Source organism: Agromyces mariniharenae (genome assembly GCF_008122505.1).
Classification (GTDB): Bacteria; Actinomycetota; Actinomycetes; order Actinomycetales; family Microbacteriaceae; genus Agromyces; species Agromyces mariniharenae.
The window spans coordinates 2,478,824-2,497,653 of record NZ_VSSB01000001.1; the positions used below are offsets into that span (position 1 = coordinate 2,478,824).

General features: G+C 72.5%; 18 protein-coding genes and 3 tRNA genes. 17 read left to right on the forward strand and 4 right to left on the reverse strand.

Annotation, left to right across the window (positions count from 1 at the left end):
• The 3 genes from FYC51_RS11425 to FYC51_RS11435 all read right to left on the reverse strand — a co-directional run bounded on the left by FYC51_RS11425 (position 1) and on the right by FYC51_RS11435 (position 349).
• A tRNA-Phe gene (locus FYC51_RS11425) sits at positions 1-73 on the reverse strand.
• A 93-nt stretch (positions 74-166) separates the two neighbouring features.
• Positions 167-240: transfer RNA gene (locus FYC51_RS11430), tRNA-Asp, on the reverse strand.
• Between the two features lie 33 nt (positions 241-273).
• Positions 274-349 (reverse strand) — tRNA-Glu (locus FYC51_RS11435).
• A 279-nt stretch (positions 350-628) separates the two neighbouring features.
• On the opposite strand from FYC51_RS11435, the gene FYC51_RS11440 reads away from it, so the two are divergent.
• On the forward strand, positions 629-2,008 hold the full coding sequence (locus FYC51_RS11440; RefSeq protein ID WP_148733645.1) for a M23 family metallopeptidase: 1,380 nt from the start codon (positions 629-631) through the stop codon (positions 2,006-2,008).
• 25 nt (positions 2,009-2,033) lie between these two features.
• Positions 2,034-3,293 (forward strand): C40 family peptidase, encoded by a 1,260-nt coding sequence (locus FYC51_RS11445; RefSeq protein ID WP_148733647.1) that lies wholly within the window; start codon positions 2,034-2,036, stop codon positions 3,291-3,293.
• A 234-nt stretch (positions 3,294-3,527) separates the two neighbouring features.
• On the opposite strand, the gene ppa is transcribed toward FYC51_RS11445, so the two are convergent.
• Positions 3,528-4,013, reverse strand: a complete 486-nt coding sequence (ppa, locus tag FYC51_RS11450) for an inorganic diphosphatase (RefSeq protein WP_148733649.1) — start codon at positions 4,011-4,013, stop codon at positions 3,528-3,530.
• Between the two features lie 81 nt (positions 4,014-4,094).
• Between ppa and tilS the strand changes: the two genes are divergently transcribed.
• The 15 genes from tilS (at position 4,095) to lysS (ending at position 18,830) form a co-directional block, all read left to right on the forward strand.
• Positions 4,095-5,222 (forward strand): tRNA lysidine(34) synthetase TilS, encoded by a 1,128-nt coding sequence (gene tilS, locus FYC51_RS11455; protein WP_148733651.1) that lies wholly within the window; start codon positions 4,095-4,097, stop codon positions 5,220-5,222.
• A 91-nt stretch (positions 5,223-5,313) separates the two neighbouring features.
• Positions 5,314-5,865: a hypoxanthine phosphoribosyltransferase gene (hpt, locus tag FYC51_RS11460; protein WP_148733653.1), complete on the forward strand. Its 552-nt coding sequence runs from the start codon at positions 5,314-5,316 to the stop codon at positions 5,863-5,865.
• Between the two features lie 28 nt (positions 5,866-5,893).
• Positions 5,894-7,582 (forward strand): MFS transporter, encoded by a 1,689-nt coding sequence (locus FYC51_RS11465; RefSeq protein WP_148733655.1) that lies wholly within the window; start codon positions 5,894-5,896, stop codon positions 7,580-7,582.
• Between the two features lie 44 nt (positions 7,583-7,626).
• Positions 7,627-8,406 (forward strand): DUF2652 domain-containing protein, encoded by a 780-nt coding sequence (locus FYC51_RS11470; protein WP_148733657.1) that lies wholly within the window; start codon positions 7,627-7,629, stop codon positions 8,404-8,406.
• Positions 8,407-8,418: 12 nt separating this feature from the next.
• Positions 8,419-10,440 (forward strand): ATP-dependent zinc metalloprotease FtsH, encoded by a 2,022-nt coding sequence (gene ftsH, locus FYC51_RS11475; protein WP_148733659.1) that lies wholly within the window; start codon positions 8,419-8,421, stop codon positions 10,438-10,440.
• Between the two features lie 25 nt (positions 10,441-10,465).
• Positions 10,466-11,062 (forward strand): GTP cyclohydrolase I, encoded by a 597-nt coding sequence (folE, locus tag FYC51_RS11480; protein ID WP_148733661.1) that lies wholly within the window; start codon positions 10,466-10,468, stop codon positions 11,060-11,062.
• Positions 11,063-11,078: 16 nt separating this feature from the next.
• Positions 11,079-11,870: a dihydropteroate synthase gene (folP, locus tag FYC51_RS11485; protein WP_148734269.1), complete on the forward strand. Its 792-nt coding sequence runs from the start codon at positions 11,079-11,081 to the stop codon at positions 11,868-11,870.
• On the forward strand, positions 11,863-12,234 hold the full coding sequence (folB, locus tag FYC51_RS11490; RefSeq protein ID WP_187432594.1) for a dihydroneopterin aldolase: 372 nt from the start codon (positions 11,863-11,865) through the stop codon (positions 12,232-12,234). The genes folP and folB overlap by 8 nt, the downstream gene beginning before the upstream one ends.
• Positions 12,231-12,716 carry a 2-amino-4-hydroxy-6-hydroxymethyldihydropteridine diphosphokinase gene (gene folK / locus FYC51_RS11495; RefSeq protein WP_148733665.1) on the forward strand — a complete coding sequence of 162 codons (486 nt, stop codon included), beginning with the start codon at positions 12,231-12,233 and terminating at the stop codon, positions 12,714-12,716. The genes folB and folK overlap by 4 nt, the downstream gene beginning before the upstream one ends.
• Complete coding sequence (locus tag FYC51_RS11500) at positions 12,713-13,186, forward strand: DUF3180 domain-containing protein (protein WP_148733667.1); 474 nt, start codon at positions 12,713-12,715, stop codon at positions 13,184-13,186. Before folK ends, FYC51_RS11500 begins: the two co-directional genes overlap by 4 nt.
• A gap of 67 nt (positions 13,187-13,253) precedes the next feature.
• Positions 13,254-13,868 (forward strand): PH domain-containing protein, encoded by a 615-nt coding sequence (locus FYC51_RS19590; RefSeq protein WP_420797247.1) that lies wholly within the window; start codon positions 13,254-13,256, stop codon positions 13,866-13,868.
• Positions 13,869-13,893: 25 nt separating this feature from the next.
• Positions 13,894-15,612 carry a PH domain-containing protein gene (locus tag FYC51_RS11510; protein ID WP_148733669.1) on the forward strand — a complete coding sequence of 573 codons (1,719 nt, stop codon included), beginning with the start codon at positions 13,894-13,896 and terminating at the stop codon, positions 15,610-15,612.
• Positions 15,602-16,360: a Rossmann-like and DUF2520 domain-containing protein gene (locus FYC51_RS11515; protein WP_148733671.1), complete on the forward strand. Its 759-nt coding sequence runs from the start codon at positions 15,602-15,604 to the stop codon at positions 16,358-16,360. The genes FYC51_RS11510 and FYC51_RS11515 overlap by 11 nt, the downstream gene beginning before the upstream one ends.
• Positions 16,357-17,229: a pantoate--beta-alanine ligase gene (gene panC / locus FYC51_RS11520; protein WP_148733673.1), complete on the forward strand. Its 873-nt coding sequence runs from the start codon at positions 16,357-16,359 to the stop codon at positions 17,227-17,229. Before FYC51_RS11515 ends, panC begins: the two co-directional genes overlap by 4 nt.
• A gap of 83 nt (positions 17,230-17,312) precedes the next feature.
• On the forward strand, positions 17,313-18,830 hold the full coding sequence (gene lysS, locus FYC51_RS11525) for a lysine--tRNA ligase (RefSeq protein ID WP_148733675.1): 1,518 nt from the start codon (positions 17,313-17,315) through the stop codon (positions 18,828-18,830).

Genomic DNA, 18,830 nt, shown 5'->3' on the forward strand with positions numbered 1-18,830 from the left:
TGGCTCCGACCGGCATCGATCCGGTGACCTTTCGATTTTCAGTCGAACGCTCTACCAACTGAGCTACAGAGCCTCGGGGCATCCGCTGACCTGGATGACCAGGTCAACACCACCTCGATAAGGAGAAAGCCCCTTCTCTCGAAAGGGAAAGGGCTTGTCGCCTGAGCGACCCTGACGGGACTTGAACCCGCGACCTCCGCCGTGACAGGGCGGCACGCTAACCAACTGCGCCACAGGGCCTCGTAAAGAAGCTGTTCAATTGTAATGCCTTCGTGGTGACCCCAACGGGATTCGAACCCGTGCTGCCGCCGTGAAAGGGCGGTGTCCTAGGCCACTAAACGATGGGGCCGGGTGGCCTTGCTTTGGGGCATGACCGCCGACAAGCAAGCATACGTGCCAACGCGCGCGAGCGCAAAACGAGGCCGGCGGATGCCGCGAGCACTCCGATCCGGGACCCGGCACGCACCCCGCGGCATCCGCCACGCGCGCCCGAAATACCCGGAAAGCGCCTCGCTCGCGCCTAACGTGAAGGCTGCCACTGCCCGCACGGCAGCCGATCACCGACCCACGAGAGAAGCCGAGAGACGCGAGGAGCGCGGGGCGAACGAGCCCGCGTGGACGGGGAACCATGGACCGCACCACCATCCGCATGCCGATCGCCCGAGACCGCACGACCTCGCCACGGGGCATCCGTCGCCGGCCCGGCCGACCGGCGTCGAGCGCGCCGAGCACGCCCGGCGCGACCGATGCCGCCGGCGCGCGCCTGCGGCTGCGCCGCCGCGTGCGGCGCGTGATGGCCGGCGTCTCGATCGCGGCGCTCGCGCTCGTCGGGGCGGTCGCGGTGCCGGCGAGCGCGCAGGCGGCGGCGTACCCGACCTGGGACGAGCTGCAGGCGGCGAAGGCGAACACCGCGGCGGGCGCCGCCGCCGTGGTGCAGATCACCGGACTCATCGCGCAGCTCGAGACGAACGTCCAGATCACCAGGGCGGAGGCCGAGCTTCGCACCGACGAGCTCATCGTGGCGCAGCAGAAGTTCGACGACGCGGTCGCGCGCGCCGACCAGATCCAGGCGCAGGCCGACGCCTCAGCGGCCGAGGCGGCCGCGGCGGAGCGCAACGCCGGGCAGGTGGCGGCGCAGCTCTACCGCGCGGGCACGGGCGACGTGGGCGTGAGCCTCTTCCTCGACGCGGGCAACTCCGCCGCGACCGAGACGCTGCTCGCGAAGCTCGGCAGCATGGAGAAGATGGTCGAGCGCACGTCCGACATCTACAACTCCGCCCGGGAGAAGCAGAACGCGGCGAGCTCGCTGGCCGGACAGGCCGAGGTGGCCAGGGCGGAGCGTGAGAAGCTGCGCATCGCCGCCGAGGAGGCGCTCGCGGTGGCGCAGGCGGCCCAGGCGGCGGCCGAGGCGGCGCTGGCCGAGTCGCAGGCGAAGAAGATCGAGCTCGAGCAGCAGCTGAAGTTCCTGCAGGACACCGAGGCGAAGACCGCAGCGGCCTACCAGGAGGGCGAGCGCATCCGCAAGGAGGAGGAGGAGCGCCGGCGCCAGGAGGCGCTGAAGAACGGCTCCCCGGGCGCGGTGGCGGCGTCGGGCTGGGCGCGGCCGGCCGCGGGGCGCATCACGTCGGGCTACGGCTCGCGCAGCTCGATCTGCACCGGCGGCGGGTGCTCGAACTCGTTCCACTACGCCGTCGACCTCGGCACCGGATGCTCCGCGCCCATCTACGCGGCGAACAGCGGCGTCGTGCGCTTCGCGGGCTGGTCGGGCACCTACGGCAACTACGTGCAGATCGACCACGGCGGCGGCGTCTGGACCGGCTACGCGCACATCCGTCCCGGTGGCACGTTCGTCGGCACCGGACAGTGGGTCGAGTCGGGCCAGAACATCGCGTCGAGCGGCACCACCGGAGCCTCGACCGGATGCCACCTGCACTTCGAGGTCTTCGTCGGCGGCAGCCGCATCAATCCGATTCCATTCATGGCCGACCGGGGGGTGGGCCTTGGCTGAGCACCGTACTCGTCCGATCTCGCGGGTGAAGCCCGCGACCGTCTTCTCGACCGTCGCGGTCGGCGCCGTCACGGCGTCGGTCGTCGTGGCGGGCGGGCCGGCGATGGCCGAGCCCGACTACCCGTCGTGGAGCGAGATCGAGCAGGCCAAGCAGAACGAGCAGACGAAGCAGGCCGAGATCGCCCGCGTCGGCGAGCTGCTCGTGGGCCTGCAGCAGGCGGCGGATGCCGCGGCGATCGTCTCCATGCAGGCCGACGAGGCCTGGCGCATCGCCGTCGACCAGCGCGACCGGGCCGCCGAGCGCGAGCGCATGCTGCGCCAGCAGGCCGACGAGGCCGATGCCGTCGCCGAGATCTCGAAGATGCGCGCGGGCCTGCTCGCCGCCCACCTCGCGAAGACCGCCGGGAGCGACCTCGCGACCGAGCTCATGTTCTCGGGGGACGATGCGCGGGAGCTGCTGCAGCAGCTCGGCATGGCCTCGAAGCTCGGCGAGCAGTCGAACGAGCTGTACGAGCAGGCGCTCGCCGATCGCAACACGGCCGACTCGCTGCGCGAGCAGGCAGCGGATGCCGCGGCCGAGCGCGAGCGGCTCGCCGGCCTCGCCGAGCAGCGCGCCGACGAGGCGCGCGAGGCCGCCGACCGCGCGAACACCGCCGTCGCCGTGCAGGAGCAGAAGTCCGCGGAGCTGTACGCGCAGCTCGCGAGCCTCAAGGACACCACCGCCGAGCTCGAGCGCGAGCGTGCGGAGGGGCAGGCGCGTGAGGCGGCTGCCGCCGCAGCGGCGGCTGCGGCCGCGGCGGCCGCGGCCGCGTCGCGTCCGGCGGCGCCCGCGCCGCCTGCGCCGGCGCCCGGGGGAGGCGGCGTGGCACCGGCTCCCGCGCCGGCTCCGCCGTCGGCGCCCGCCCCTCCGAACTCGGGTGCGGTCGAGACCGCGATCGCGTTCGCCCGCGCGCAGCTGGGGGAGCCGTACCGGCTCGGCGGTGCCGGTCCCGACGTGTGGGACTGCTCGGGCCTCACGAAGATGGCGTACGCCAACGCCGGCATCTACATCGGCACCCACTCGGCGACGAACCAGTACCGCACGCTCGCTGGGCGCGGCCTCGGCGTGCCGGTGTCGCAGGCCCAACGCGGCGACCTGCTCTTCTGGGGATCGGGCGGCGACTACTACCACGTCGCGATCTACCTCGGCGGCGGCCGCATCCTCGAGGCGCCGCGCGAGGGGGTCCCGGTGCGCGAGTACTTCATCTGGGGCTCGCCCTCGGCGGCCGCCCGCCCGGCCGGCTGACCGCAGCCCGGCTCACACGGTCCCCGCGGGGGTTGCGTACGGAATGCAGGAACATCGAGCCGACACGCCGCTGCCCGCGTCACGACTCGCCAGCGGGACCCGAGTTCTTCCTGCATTTCGTGCGTGCGGGCCGATTTCGAGCGACGGGCTGCATCCCCTCCTCGAACCGAGGGTCCTCCGGCACGACGAAGGGGCGAGCCGAACGGCTCGCCCCTCGTGAAGCTCAGACCCGGATCAGTGACCCGGGTAGGCCTCGATCGCCTTCCGGATGAGCGACTCGGCCTCCGCGGCATCCGCCCAGCCCTCGGTCTTGACCCACTTGCCGGGCTCGAGGTCCTTGTAGTGCTCGAAGAAGTGCTCGATCTCCTTGCGCGTGAACTCGGGGATGTCGGCGACGTCCTGGATGGAGTCCCAGCGCGGGTCGCCCGCGGGCACCGCGATGACCTTGGCGTCGCCGCCGCCGTCGTCGGTCATGTGGAACACGCCGACCGGGCGCACCTTCACGCCGACGCCCGGGAACAGCGGGTACTGCGTGAGCACGAGCACGTCGAGCGGGTCGCCGTCGTCGCCGAGCGTGTTCTCGAAGAAGCCGTAGTCGGTCGGGTAGACGAACGAGGTGTAGAGCACGCGGTCGAGGAACACGCGACCCGTCTCGTGGTCGACCTCGTACTTGTTGCGGCTCCCCTTCGGGATCTCGATGACGGCGGCGTACTCGCCCATGCTGGTTCTCCTTGTCTGGCGGAAGCTTCGGCCGTGCAGGCCCGCGACAGGACGGCGGGAACGGCGCAATAAGGTTACTTGATGGCTCCCGAGGACCCTTCGGCGCGGCGTCCGCGCCTCACTCCGCCGATCGCCGACGTGCGGCGTGCGGTGCGCGCCGTGCTCCCGACCGGTGGTCGAGTAGCGCCGCCGGAGGCGACGCGTATCGAGACCTCGTCGCCCGATCGAACCGAGGGTCTCGATACGCGTGCTTCGCTCGCTACTCGACCACCGGGCCTGCTCGTGCTCGTCGCGCTCTCGGGCGGCGCCGACTCGCTCGCGCTCGCCGCGGCCACCGCGTTCGAGGCGCCGCGTGCTGGGCTCCGCGCGGGCGCGGTGATCGTCGACCACGGCCTGCAGGATGCATCCGCCGCCGTCGCCGAGGCGGCCGCCGACGCCGCGCGGGCCCTCGGTCTCGACCCCGTGCTGGTGCGGCGGGTCGACGTGACCGGCGAGGGCGGCCCCGAGGCATCCGCTCGCGCCGCGCGCTACGGCGCGCTCGACGCGGCCGCCGACGAGACCGGCGCCGTGCTCGTGCTGCTCGGCCACACGCTCGACGACCAGGCCGAGACCGTGCTGCTCGGGCTCGCGAGGGGATCGGGCGCCGCGAGCCTCGCGGGCATGCCGCCGCGGTCGGGCCGCTACGCTCGGCCGCTGCTCGGGATCCGCCGGGCGACCACCCGGCAGGCGTGCCTCGACGCTGGCCTCGAGCCCTGGGACGACCCGCACAACGCCGACCCCGCGTACACGCGCGTGCGCGTGCGCGACCGCGTGCTGCCGGTGCTCGAGGCGGAGCTTGGCCCCGGCGTCGCCGAGGCGCTCGCGCGCACGGCCGAACAGCTCCGCGAGGACGAGCAGGCGTTCACGAGCCAGATCGACGAGTTCATCGAGGAGCTCTGCGAGCCCGCCGAGGCCGGGATCGCCGTGTCGGCCGCGGCGCTCGCCGCGAACCCCGCCGCGTTGCGGCAGCGGATCATCCGGCACGTGGTCGCGAGCGAGTTCGGCGTCTCGCTCTCGCGCACGCAGACCCTCGAGGTGGCCCGGCTCGTCACCGACTGGCACGGGCAGGGACCGATCGACCTGCCCGGCGGCATCCGTGCCACTCGGGCGGGCAGTCGCATCGTCTTCAGCACGACCGGGTCGACCGAGGTGCTGCCGCACGACCACTGAGTCGTGTGCGGAGTCGTGCCGATCCTCCGGCCGTGCGCGACTGCGGCGTTAGGCTCTGAGCATCCGTTCGCCACGACACCAGGGAGCAGGCATGGACGCGCGCGAGATCGACGGCGACCTGACCGAGGTGCTCGTCACCGAAGACGAGATCCATGCGAAGCTCGCCGAGCTCGCCCGCCGCATCGAGGCCGACTACGAGGGCCGCGACCTGCTGCTCGTCGGCGTGCTGAAGGGCGCGGTCATGGTCATGGCCGACCTCGCCCGTGAGCTGCGACCGCACGTCGAGATGGACTGGATGGCGGTCTCGTCGTACGGCGCCGGCACGCAGTCGAGCGGCGTCGTGCGCATCGTCAAGGACCTCGACACCGACCTCACCGGGCGGCACGTGCTCATCGTCGAGGACATCATCGACTCGGGCCTCACGCTCAGCTGGCTGCTCGGCAACCTCGAGTCGCGCGGCGCCGAGTCGGTCGAGATCTGCGCGCTGCTGCGCAAGCCCGATGCCGCGAAGGTCGACGTGACCGTCAAGTACCTCGGGTTCGACATCCCGAACCGGTTCGTCGTGGGCTACGGACTCGACTACGCCGAGCGGTACCGGAACCTGCGCGACGTCGCGATCCTCGCGCCGCACGTGTACAGCTGAGGCGCGGGAGCGGATCGGGGGGCGATCCATGGCCGACGGACGGGGTCGGAGCCGACTGCGTGACGCGGCCGGCGCCTTCACGAGCAACGCGCTCAATCCCAACCTTCGGCGCGCGCAGCTGAGCTTCCTCGGCGCGTGGACCGCCGAGTGGGCGTTCACCGTGGCGCTCGGCATCGTCGCCTACCGCGACGGCGGCGCGGCCGCGGTCGGACTCGTCGGCCTGCTCCGGATGGTGCCCTCCGCCATCTGCGCACCGCTGCTGTCGCCCATCGCCGACCGCGGACGCCGAGAGCGCGTGCTCGTGCTCGTGTCGACGGTGCGCGGCATCGCGACCGCAGCCGCGGCGGTGGTCGCGGCGATCGCGGGTCCCGCGGCGATCGTCTACGCGCTCGCGATCGTGTCGACGATCGCGGCGACGCTCTTCCGGCCGGCGCACTCCGCGCTGCTGCCGTCGCTCTGCCGCACCGGCTACGAGCTCGCGAGCGCGAACATGGTGCGCGGCCTGCTCGACTCCGCCGCGACGCTCGTCGGGCCGCTGCTCGCGGCGATCCTGCTCCAGTTCACGGATGTCTCGGTCGTGTTCGGCGTCGCCGCGGCGGCGTCGCTCTGGGCGGCCGCGCTGCTCGCGCGGGTGCGCTACGACGCGCCGCCGCGACCGCCGGCCCAGCGCCGCGACCTGCTGCGGGAGGCGGCCGAGGGCGTGAAGGCCGTCGCCCGCAACCGCGACCTCGCGATCATCATCGGGCTCGCTGGTGCCCAGGCGTTCACCCGGGGCGCCCTCACCGTCTTCTCCGTGGTCGTCGCGATCGAGCTGCTCGGCACCGGTGAGCCAGGGGCTGGGGCCCTCATGACCGCCGTCGGCGTGGGGGCGGTCATCGCGTCGCTCGTCGCGTCGCTGCTCGTCGGCACGAAGCGGCTCGGCGCCTGGTTCGCGGTGGGCGTCGCCCTGTGGGGACTCCCGCTCGCCCTCGTCGGCGTGTTCCCGCAGCAGGCGGCGGCGCTCGTCTTCCTGTCGTTCATCGGCGTCGGCAACGCCCTCATCGACCTCGCCGGGTTCACGCTGCTCGGCCGGCTGGCGCCCGACGAGGTGCTCGCGCGCGTCTTCGGCGTGCTCGAGAGCTTCGTCGCCGTGTTCATCGGGATCGGCGCCGTCGCCACCTCGGGACTGATCGCCTGGATCGGGCTGCAGCCGGCGCTCATCGCCGTCGGCCTGGTGTGCCCGGTGCTGGCTGTGGTCGCGTGGCGGCGCCTGCACGGCCTGGACCGGGCGGTGGGTGCGCTCGACGCGGATGTGGGGCTGCTCCAGCGGGTGCCGATGCTCGCGCCGCTGCCACTGCCCTCGATCGAGCAGCTCGCACGCGGCCTCGAGCCGGCCGAGGTGCCCGCGGGCGAGACGGTGTTCTCCCAGGGCGACGTCGGCGACCGCTACTACGTGATCGAGTCGGGCGAGGCCGACGTCGTGGGCGGCGGCCGCGTCGTCGCGACGCTCGGCCCTGGTGAGGGCTTCGGCGAGATCGCACTGCTGCGGCGCACGCCGCGCACCGCGACGGTGGTCGCGACGAGCCGGCTCGAGCTCCGGATGCTCCGCTCCGACCAGTTCCTCCCGATCGTGCTCGGCTACACCCCGAGCGCGCGCGAGGCGGAGTTGGCGGTCGACGCCGAGCTCGAGCGCTACTCGCCCGACGAGGCATCCGAGGACCCGTCACCCCCGGCCTGACGCCGACCCGTTGAGTTGCCGACGCAGAAATGACAAGGTGAGGCATGGATTCGGGGCGGGCGGTCCTGCTGATCGCCGACATCGGCGGCTACACCGAGTACATGAGCACGCACCGGATGAGCCTGGCCCACGCCGAGGTCAACACGGCGCGCATGCTCGAGAAGATGATCGACGCCGCCCCCGGCTTCGACCTCATCGAGATCGAGGGCGACGCGGCGTTCCTCTCGCGGAAGGCCGAGAACGGCGACGCGCAGACCGCGATCGTCGACATCCTCGAGGCGGCCGTCGCCATGCACCGCGCCTTCCACGAGGAGCGCCAGTACGTCGCCGCGAACCTGTGCCCGTGCACCGGGTGCAAGGGGGCCGCCGACCTCAAGCTGAAGTTCGTGGCGCACGTCGGCGACGTCGCCACCCAGACCATCCGCGACCGCATCAAGCTCGTCGGGATCGACGTCATCCTCGTTCATCGCCTCCTGAAGAACCCCGTCGGCATCCCCGAGTACGTCCTGCTCTCCGAGGACCTCTACCGCGCCGGCCCCGACGCAGTGCGGCAGCCAATGCAGGAGGTCGCCCCCGAGCTCGAGGGCTTCGGCACCGTGCGCGCGTACTTCGTCGACGTGGGCGACCTCGAGGATCCGCTGCCGCCGCTGCCGCCGCCGGCCTGGCCAGGGCGCCTCTCGCGCACCGCTGCGGCGGCCGGCAAGGGGCTGCCGTACATGATGGGGCTGAAGCGGACCCGCCGCGGGGCATCCGATCAGCCCGACGACGAGGGCCCTGCGCGCTTTCAGCGAACAGGGGGCAAGCGTCCAGCACCACCGCGGTAGCCTTGCAGGACCATGAACATGAAGAAGATCCTGCGCGGGCCGATCATCTACATCCTGCTCGCGATCGTCGCCGTGTGGATCGGATCGAGCCTCATCACCGCCTCGGGGTTCCGCGAGGTGTCGACCCAGAAGGGCCTCGAGCTCCTGCAGGACGACAAGGTCTCGTCGGTCAAGATCGTCGACGGCGAGAACCGCGTGGACCTCACGCTGAAGGAAGCCGACGACGAGCTCGGCAAGCAGGTGCAGTTCTACTACGTCACGCCCCGTGGTGAAGACGTCATCAACGCCGTCGACGCGGCGAACCCGACCGACGGCTTCAACGACGAAGTGCCGCAACCGAACTGGTTCCTCTCGATGCTCGGCATCCTGCTGCCACTCGTGCTCATCGGCCTCTTCTTCTGGATCATGCTGTCGGGCATGCAGGGCGGCGGCAACCGCGTCATGCAGTTCGGCAAGTCGAAGGCCAAGCTCGTCACGAAGGAGAGCCCGAAGGTCACGTTCGACGACGTGGCGGGCGCCGACGAGGCGATCGAGGAGCTCCAGGAGATCAAGGAGTTCCTGAAGGAGCCGGCGAAGTTCCAGGCCGTGGGCGCGCGCATCCCCAAGGGCGTGCTGCTCTACGGCCCTCCCGGCACCGGCAAGACGCTCCTCGCCCGCGCGGTCGCGGGTGAGGCGGGCGTGCCGTTCTACTCGATCTCGGGCTCCGACTTCGTCGAGATGTTCGTCGGCGTCGGCGCGAGCCGCGTGCGCGACCTCTTCGACCAGGCCAAGCAGAACGCGCCGGCCATCATCTTCGTCGACGAGATCGACGCGGTCGGCCGGCACCGCGGTGCGGGCCTCGGCGGCGGCCACGACGAGCGCGAGCAGACCCTCAACCAGCTGCTCGTCGAGATGGACGGCTTCGACCCCAAGACGAACGTCATCCTCATCGCGGCGACGAACCGCCCCGACATCCTCGACCCCGCGCTCCTGCGCCCGGGCCGCTTCGACCGCCAGATCGGCGTCGACGCGCCCGACCTCAAGGGCCGCCAGAAGATCCTCGAGGTGCACTCGAAGGGCAAGCCGCTCGCGAAGGGCGTCGACCTCGAGGTGCTCGCGCGCAAGACGCCGGGCTTCACCGGTGCCGACCTCGCGAACGTGCTCAACGAGGCCGCGCTGCTCACGGCGCGCTCGAACGCGCAGCTCATCGACAACCGCGCCCTCGACGAGGCCGTCGACCGCGTGATCGCCGGCCCGCAGCGCCGCACGCGCGTGATGAAGAACAAGGAGAAGCTCATCACGGCCTACCACGAGGGCGGACACGCGCTCGCGGCGGCGGCGATGAACTACACCGACCCCGTCACGAAGATCACGATCCTGCCGCGCGGCCGGGCCCTCGGCTACACGATGGTGCTCCCGCTGGAGGACAAGTACTCGGTCACCCGCAACGAGCTGCTCGACCAGCTCACCTACGCGATGGGCGGCCGCGTGGCCGAGGAGATCGTGTTCCACGACCCGTCGACCGGCGCCTCGAACGACATCGAGAAGGCCACCGCGACCGCACGCAAGATGGTCACCGAGTACGGCATGTCGGCGAACGTCGGCGCCGTGAAGCTCGGCCAGTCGCAGGGCGAGGTCTTCCTCGGGCGCGACATGGGCCACCAGCGCGACTACTCCGAGGAGATCGCCGAGCGCGTCGACGCCGAGGTGCGCACGCTCATCGAGCAGGCGCACGACGAGGCGTGGCAGGTGCTCAACGACAACCGCGACGTCCTCGACAAGCTGGCGGCCGAGCTGCTCGAGCACGAGACGCTCGACCACAACCAGATCGCCGAGATCTTCAAGGACGTGAAGCGGCTCCCCGAGCGCCCGCTCTGGCTCTCGAGCGACCGTCGCCCCGTCTCCGACCGCCCGCCGATCGCCTTCCCCGCCGAGGAGAAGATGCCGATCGACCAGGGCGCCGTCGACGGCGGCGTCGACTCGGGCCAGACCCCGGTCGAGGAGCCGGCCGCAGCGCGCGCGCCGCGGACGGGCCCGCGGCCCGCGACGGCCTAGCCGACCGACCCGAAGAGGGGGTGCCATGGCCGGTGTGGACACCGGGCGCATCGAGCGCGCCGTGCACGAGATCCTGCTCGCGATCGGCGAGGACCCGGAACGCCCGGGGCTCGAGCGCACGCCGCAGCGGGTCGCCGAGGCGTACGCCGACTTCTTCGGCGGCCTCGCGGTCGACCCGATGACGCACCTGGCCGACACCGTGCCGCTCGGCGACACCGAGGCTGGCGTCCCCGCGACGTCCGACGCGGTCGTGCTGCGCGACATCGCCTTCCGCTCGGTGTGCGAGCACCACCTGCTGCCCTTCGTCGGCACGGCGCACGTCGCCTACCTGCCGGCCGAGCGCGTCGTGGGGCTCGGGCGCATCCCCGCGGTCATCGAGACGCTCGCGGCGCGGCCGCAGCTGCAGGAGCGGCTCACCGAGGAGATCGCGGACACGCTCGAGGCGGGCCTCGACCCGAAGGGCGTGCTCGTCGTGCTCGACGCGCAGCACCGCTGCGTCACCACGCGCGGCTCCCGGCAGGAGCGCAGCTCGACGATCACCATCGCCAGCCGCGGCGCGCTCGGCGAGCCGGCCGCCCGGGCCGAGATCATCGCGCTGATCGGATCCGCCGACCGTGGCTGACGGATCGACCCTGATCATGGGCGTCGTCAACGTCACGCCCGACTCCTTCAGCGACGGCGGGCGCTGGTTCGACGCCGACGCGGCCATCGCGCACGGGCTCGAGCTCGTGGCCGACGGCGCCGACGTGCTCGACGTCGGCGGCGAGTCCACGCGTCCGGGCGCCGCCCGCGTCGAGCCCGAGGAGGAGCTGCGCCGCGTGGTGCCCGTCGTCCGCGAGCTCGCCGGTCGCGGCATCCGGGTCAGCGTCGACACCATGCGCGCGGCGACCGCCCTGGCCGCCGTCGAGGCCGGCGCCGAGATCATCAACGACGTCTCTGCAGGGCTCGCGGATGCCGCGATGGCCCCGATCGTGGCCGAGACGGGCGTGCACTACGTCGCGATGCACTGGCGCGGGCACTCCGATCGCATGGACGCGCTCGCCGAGTACGGCGACGTGGCGGTCGAGGTGCGCGACGAGCTCGCGGCGCGCGTGGACGCGCTGGCCGACGCCGGCGTCGCGCGCGAGCGCATCATCCTCGACCCGGGCCTCGGCTTCGCGAAGCGCGGCGCGCAGAACTGGGAGCTGCTCGGCCGGCTCGACGTGCTCGGCGAGCTCGGGCTGCCGATCCTCGTGGGCGCCTCGCGCAAGCGGTTCATCGGCGCGCTGCTCCCCGACGATGCGCCCATGGAGGACCGCGACCTGCCCACGGCGGTCGTGAGCGCACTCTCGGCGCAGGCCGGCGCCTGGGGCGTGCGCGTGCACGACGTTCGCGGCACCCGCCGCGCGCTCGACGTCCTCGGGGCGTGGCAGAGTGGACGACGTGGCTAGGACCCCCGACCGCATCACCCTCACCGGCGTGCGCGTCCGCGCGCACCATGGGGTGTTCGACTTCGAGCGAGAGCAGGGCCAGGAGTTCGTGATCGACGTGTCCGTCGCGGTCGACCTCGCTGCCGCGGCATCCGGCGACGACCTCGGCCGCACCGTGCACTACGGCGAGCTGGCCGAGGCGGTGGCCGACGCGGTGCGCCGCGACCCGGTCGACCTCATCGAGACCGTCGCCGAGCGCGTCGCCGACGTCGCCTTGGCGTACCCGGCGGTCGAGGAGGTGGAGGTCACGGTGCACAAGCCCGAGGCGCCCATCTCCGTGCCGTTCGACGATGTCGCCGTCACGATCGTGCGGAGCCGCGCATGACCCGCGCCGTCGTCGCGTTCGGGGCGAACCTGGGCGCACGCGAGGTCACGATCGACGCCGCCGTGCGCGCCCTCGCCGAGACGCCGGGCGTCGAGCTCGTGGCCGTCTCGCCGATCTACGAGACCCCGGCGATCAAGGACTCCGGCGTCGACCACGACGCGCCCGGGTACCTCAACGGCGTGGTCGTCGTCGAGACCGGGATCGACGCGCATGCGCTGCTCGACGTGCTGCAGGGCCTCGAGCAGGAGCACGGCCGCGTGCGCGCCGAGCACTGGGGCGACCGCACGCTCGACCTCGACCTCATCGACTTCGGCGGCGCGGTGTCGTCCGACGAGCGGCTCGAACTGCCGCATCCGCGCGCATGGCAGCGTGCGTTCGTGCTGCAGCCGTGGCTCGACGTCGACCCCGACGCAGTGCTGCCCGGGCGCGGGCCGGTCGCCGAGCTGCGCGCGGCGGCGCGCGACGAGGTGGTGCGGCGATGAAGCGCACGCACGCCTCGACCGTCATCGCGTTCGTGCTCGCCGGCGCGGTCGCAGGCTACCTCGTCGACCTCGCCATCGTCTCGGCGGGCGGCAACGCGATCGTGCCGCCGCTGTCGCTGCCGATCACGCTCGTGGGCGTCGCGGCGCTCGTCGTGGCGTTCGCGTGGCCCATCCGGCGCGCCGTGAAGGGCAAGGCCACCAAGCACCTCGACCCGTTCCGCGCGATGCGCACGGCCGTGCTCGCCAAGGCGTGCAGCCTCAGCGGCTCCCTCGTGCTCGGATTCGGCATCGGCATCACGCTGTTCCTCCTCACGCGCAGCGTCGTGCCGCCCACCGGCACGATCTGGCTCGCGCTCGCCACCGCGATCGGCGCCGGACTGCTGCTCGCGGCCGGGCTCATCGCCGAGGCCTTCTGCACCCTCCCGCCCGACGACACCGAACCCGAGAAGGAAGAGCACGCGCATGCCTGAGATCCGCGACGACGCGGGCCGCATCGAGCCGGTGGAGGGCGGGGTGCCGGGTGAGGGTGCCGCTGCCGTGCCCGAGACGCCCGCGGCGCCGGGCGTGCAGCCGGCGGATGCCGCATCCGCTCCGGTCTTCGCATCGGATGTCCGAGCGCAGCCGCTCGCACCCGAGCCCCCGGCCGCCCCGGCCGCTCCGGCTGCCCCGGCCGCTCCGGTCGCCCCCGCGGACACCGGCTGGCTCCGCGTCTCCCCGAAGTACATCGTGGTGGAGGTCGTCGGCTCGCTCATCGGCATGGTCGTCTTCGTCGGCGGCCTGCTCGTGGCGTACGCCCTCTGGGGCATGTGGTGGACGCTCTGGGGCGCGATCGTGATCGGCGCCATCTCGCTCATCGGCATCGCGTTCGAGCCGCGGCGCGTGCGCTCGATCGGCTACCGCCTGCGTGAAGACGACCTCGTATTCAAGCGCGGCATCATGTTCCAGCGCCAGGTCGCCGTGCCCTACGGCCGCATGCAGCTCGTCGACATCACGCGCGGGCCCGTGGCCCGAGCGCTCGGACTCGCCGATCTGAAGTTCGTGACCGCCGCGGCCGCCACCGCCGTCACCGTGCCCGGCCTCCCGATGGAGGAGGCCGACCGGCTCCGCGACGAGCTCGTGGCGCTCGCCGAGACCCGCCGGGCCGGACTGTGAGCGCGGTGAGCACAGGGAGCATCCGGTGACCGCACCCGTCCGGCCCCAGCCGGTCACGAACCTCGCCGACGGCGAGTGGCACCGGCTGCACCCCGCGAGCCCGCTGCTGCGCGGCGGCCTCGTGTTCATCGCCGTGCTCGGCTTCATCATCGCGAACCTGCGCGAGCGTCTCGTCGACATGTTCATCGTGGTCTTCGCGCCCGACCTCGGCGACGACTTCGAGGGCGAGTTCGAGCGCTGGCGCGGTGACTGGGCCAACGACCCGATCGGCGGCATCGTCGATCAAGGCCTCGTGGGCTGGGCGGTGGCGGGCGTCGCCGTCGTGATCGTGCTCGTCATCATCGGCTTCTGGCTGTCGTGGCGCATGCACACGTTCCGCGTCACGAACGAGGCGGTCGAGGTGCGCAGCGGCATCCTGTTCCGGTCGCACCGCAGCGCACGGCTCGACCGCATCCAGGGCATCAACGTGAACCGGCCGGTGTTCGCGCGGCTCTTCGGCACCGCGAAGCTCGAGATCTCGGTGGCGGGGCAGTCCGCGAACGTGCAGCTGTCCTACCTCGGGTCCGCCCTCGCCGACGGCCTCCGCGCCGACGTGCTGCGCCTCGCCTCCGGGGCCCGCGCCGAGAAGGCGGCCGCGCATGCGGCGCCGGTGACGGATGCCGCGGGCGTGTCGGATGCCGCGGGCCTCGCGGTCGCCCCGACCGCACCGGGTGCGCCCGCGGCATCCGGGCCCGCAGCCAACGGACGCCCCACGGTGTCGACCGTGATCGGGCACCGCGTCGACGAGTTCCTCGCCCCCGAGCTCGACCCCAACCTCGCACCGCCCGAGTCGGTCGTGCACCTGCCGCTCGGCCGCGTGATCGGCTCGACGCTGCTCGGCGGCTCGACGGTGTGGGCGATCATCCTCGTGGCGATCATCGTGATCGGCGTCTCGACGGGCCAGCTCTGGGTGCTGTTCTCGTTCGTGCCGGCCGCGATCGGCCTCGTGAGCTACCTCTGGTCGCGCATCACGAAGTCCCTGCGCTACTCGATCGCGGGCACGCCCGACGGCGTGCGCATCGGCCACGGCCTGCTCTCGACGGGCAACCAGACGATCCCGCCGGGCCGCATCCACGCGATCGAGGCGCAGCAGTGGATCCTCTGGCGGCCGTTCGGCTGGTGGTCGATCCGCATCAACGTCGCGGGCCAGTCGGTCAGCGCCGGGAACGAGGCCGCGCAGCGCACGCTCGTGCTCCCCGTCGGCACCGTCGTCGACGTGCACCGCGTGCTCGGCCTGCTCCTGCCCGACTCCGCGGCATCCGTCGACGCGTTCGTCGACGCGGGGCTCATCGGACGCGACGGCGACGGATTCTCGCGCACCCCGCGTCGGGCGGCCTGGCTGCGCCCGTTCTCGTGGCGGCGCATCGGCTGGAACGTGATCGACGGCGTCGCGCTGATCCGCCGCGGCTGGCTGCTGCGCAGCCTCACGCTCGCGCCGCTCGCGCGCATGCAGTCGGTCGCCATCCACGTCGGCCCGGTGAAGCGGATGCTGCGGCTCGCCGCCGTGCGCATCCACACGGTCGCCGGGCCCGTGTACGCGACCCTCCCGGTCGCCGACCGCGACGAGGCCGACGGGCTGTTCGAGCGGCTCGCTGCAGAGGCGGTCGACCGCGCCGCGCGCGACACCTCGCACCACTGGGGCGCCGCGAGCGCCGCGGGTGCCGGCGCCGCCGTCGCACCGCAGGAGTCCGCCGATGCCCGCTGAGCGATCCGGCCGGCTCGGCGTCGGCGCGATCGGCGCCGGACGCGTGGGCGCCGTGCTCACCGCGGCCCTCGCGGGCGCCGGCCACGCCGTGACCGGCATCGCGGCCGTGTCGGATGCGAGCCGGGAGCGCGCGGCGGCGATGCTGCCCGCCGTGCCGGTGCTGCCGATCCCCGAGATCGTCGAGCGCAGCGAGCTCGTGCTGCTCGCGGTGCCCGAGGGCGAGCTCGAGGGGCTCGTCTCGGGGCTCGCCGACGCCGGCGTGTGGCAGCCCGGCCAGCTCGTGCTGCACACGGCCGCGCGCTTCGGCACGGGAGTGCTCGACCCGGCCCGCCGCGCCGGCGCGATCCCGCTCGCGGTGCACCCGGCCATGGCGTTCACGGGCACGAGCATCGACCTCGCACGCCTCGCCGGCACGTGGTTCGCCGTCACGGCGCCGGCGCCCGTGCTGCCGATCGGCCAGGCCCTCGTGGTCGAGATGGGCGGGGAGCCGTTCGTGGTGGCGGACGCCGACCGCCGGGCGTACGCCGAGGCGATCGACACCGCGGCATCCTTCTCGAGCGCCATCGTCGACCAGGCGAGCGGGCTGCTCGACGGCATCGGCGTCGCGCGACCCGGCGCCGTGCTCGCGCCGCTCGTGCGGAGCGCCGTCGAGAACGCGCTGTCGCGGCACGATCCCGGGCCGTTCCTCGACGGGACCGGTACGATCGACGGGGCCGGCACCGACCGGCCACTGGGAGGTGGCTCGTGACCGAGGCGGCATCGGGCATCCGCACCGTGCCCACGATCGCGGAGCTCCGCGAGCTCGTCGCCCGACGACGCGCCGACGGTGGGCGCGTCGCCCTCGTGCCCACCATGGGCGCCCTCCACGACGGCCACTTCGCGCTCGTGCGGCGTGCCCGCGAGCTCGCCGACCTCGTCGTGGTCTCGATCTTCGTGAATCCGCTGCAGTTCGGCGCAGGCGAGGACCTCGACCGCTACCCGCGCACGTTCGACGCGGATGTCGCGGCGCTCGAGGCGCTCGGCGTCGACGCGGTCTTCGCCCCGGCCGTCGACGAGATGTACCCGAACGGACGAGGTGGCACGACCGTGCAGGCCGGGCCCGTCGGCTCGCAGTACGAGGGCGCCTCGCGCCCCGGCCACTTCGACGGAGTGCTCACGGTCGTGGCGAAGCTCTTCAACATCGTGCAGCCCGACGTGGCCCTGTTCGGCCAGAAGGACGCGCAGCAGGTCTTCCTCGTCACGCGCATGGTCGCCGAGCTCGACATGCCCCTGCGCATCGAGGTCGTGCCGACCGTGCGCGAGCACGACGGCCTCGCCCTGTCGAGCCGCAACCGCTACCTCGACGCGGGCCAGCGGCAGGCGGCGCTCGTGCTGGCCGAGTCGCTGCGAGCAGCGGATGCCGCGGCATCCGACGGCCCGTCCGAGCTGCTCGCCGAGGGCGTCGCCGCGTTCGGCGACCACGACGGCGTCAGCCTCGACTACCTCGTGGTCGTCGACCCCGACACGTTCCTGCCCGTTGGCGAGGACTACCGCGGGCGGGCACTCGTGCTCGTCGCCGCCATCGTCGGCAGCACGCGGCTCATCGACAACGCGTTCGTCGAGGTCGGCGGCGACTGACGCCCGCGGCATCCGCCCATGAACCGTGGAGCCACGGCTGAGTAGGCTTGGGCACGCACATTTCCGCGAACCGAGAGTGAACGATGGCCGAAACCACCACGGAAGCCGCAGCCGAGCCCACCGCCGAGGAGATCTCGGAGCAGAAGGCCGTGCGGCTCGCCAAGCGCGAGCGGCTCATCGCGGCATCCGATGACCTCGGACTCGGCGCGTACCCGGTGCGCCTGCCGATCACGGCGACCATCCCCGAGGTGCGCGACCGCTTCGTCGGCCTCGGCGTCGACGAGGCGAGCGGGCAGCAGGTCGGGCTCGCCGGCCGCATCGTCTACTCGCGCAACACCGGCAAGCTCTGCTTCGCGACCCTGCAGTCGGGCGACGGCAGCCGCATCCAGGCGATGGTGTCGCTCGCCGAGGTGGGCGAGGAGTCGCTCGCCGACTGGAAGGAGCTCGTCGACCTCGGCGACCACGTGTTCGTGTCGGGCGAGGTCATCACGAGCCGGCGCGGCGAGCTGTCGATCCTCGTGAAGGACTGGCGCATCGCGTCGAAGGCGATCCTGCCGCTGCCGAACCTGCACAACGAGCTCTCCGAGGAGACGCGCGTGCGCAGCCGCTACCTCGACCTCATCGCCCGCGAGCAGGCCCGCCGCAACGTCGTCGACCGTGCCAAGGTCAACGCGAGCCTCCGCCGCACCTTCGATGCGCTCGGCTACATCGAGGTCGAGACCCCGATGCTCCAGGTCATGCACGGCGGGGCATCCGCTCGCCCGTTCGTGACGCGCTCGAACGCGTTCGACACCGAGCTGTACCTGCGCATCGCGCCCGAGCTCTACCTGAAGCGCGCCGTCGTCGGCGGCATCGAGCGCGTGTTCGAGATCAACCGCAACTTCCGCAACGAGGGCGCCGACTCCACGCACAGCCCCGAGTTCGCGATGCTGGAGGCCTATGAGGCCTACGGCGACTACACCACCATGGCCGCGCTGACCCAGCAGCTGATCCAGGATGCCGCGGTGGCCACGAGCGGGTCGCACGTGGTGACCTGGGCCGACGGCACCGAGTTCGACCTCGGCGGCGAGTGGGACCGCATCTCGATGTACGGCACGCTGTCGGAGGCGGTGGGCGAGCAGATCACCGCCGAGACGCCCATGTCGCGGCTCGAGGAGCTCGCCGACGCCGAGGGCATCGAGATCGACCACCCGCTGCCCGGCAAGTACGTCGAGGAGCTGTGGGAGCACCACGTGAAGGGCTCGCTCGAGCGGCCGACGTTCGTGATGGACTTCCCGCTCGACACGTCGCCGCTGGTGCGCGCGCACCGGTCGACCCCGGGCGTCGTCGAGAAGTGGGACCTCTACGTGCGCGGCTTCGAGCTCGCCACCGGCTACTCCGAGCTCGTCGACCCCGTCGTGCAGCGCGAGCGCTTCGTCGAGCAGGCGAAGCTCGCCGCCGGCGGCGACCCCGAGGCGATGCGCCTCGACGAGGAGTTCCTGCGGGCGCTCGAGTACGGCATGCCGCCGTCGGGCGGCATGGGCATGGGCATCGACCGCCTCCTCATGGCGGTCACCGGCCTCGGCATCCGCGAGACCATCCTCTTCCCCCTCGTCAAGTGA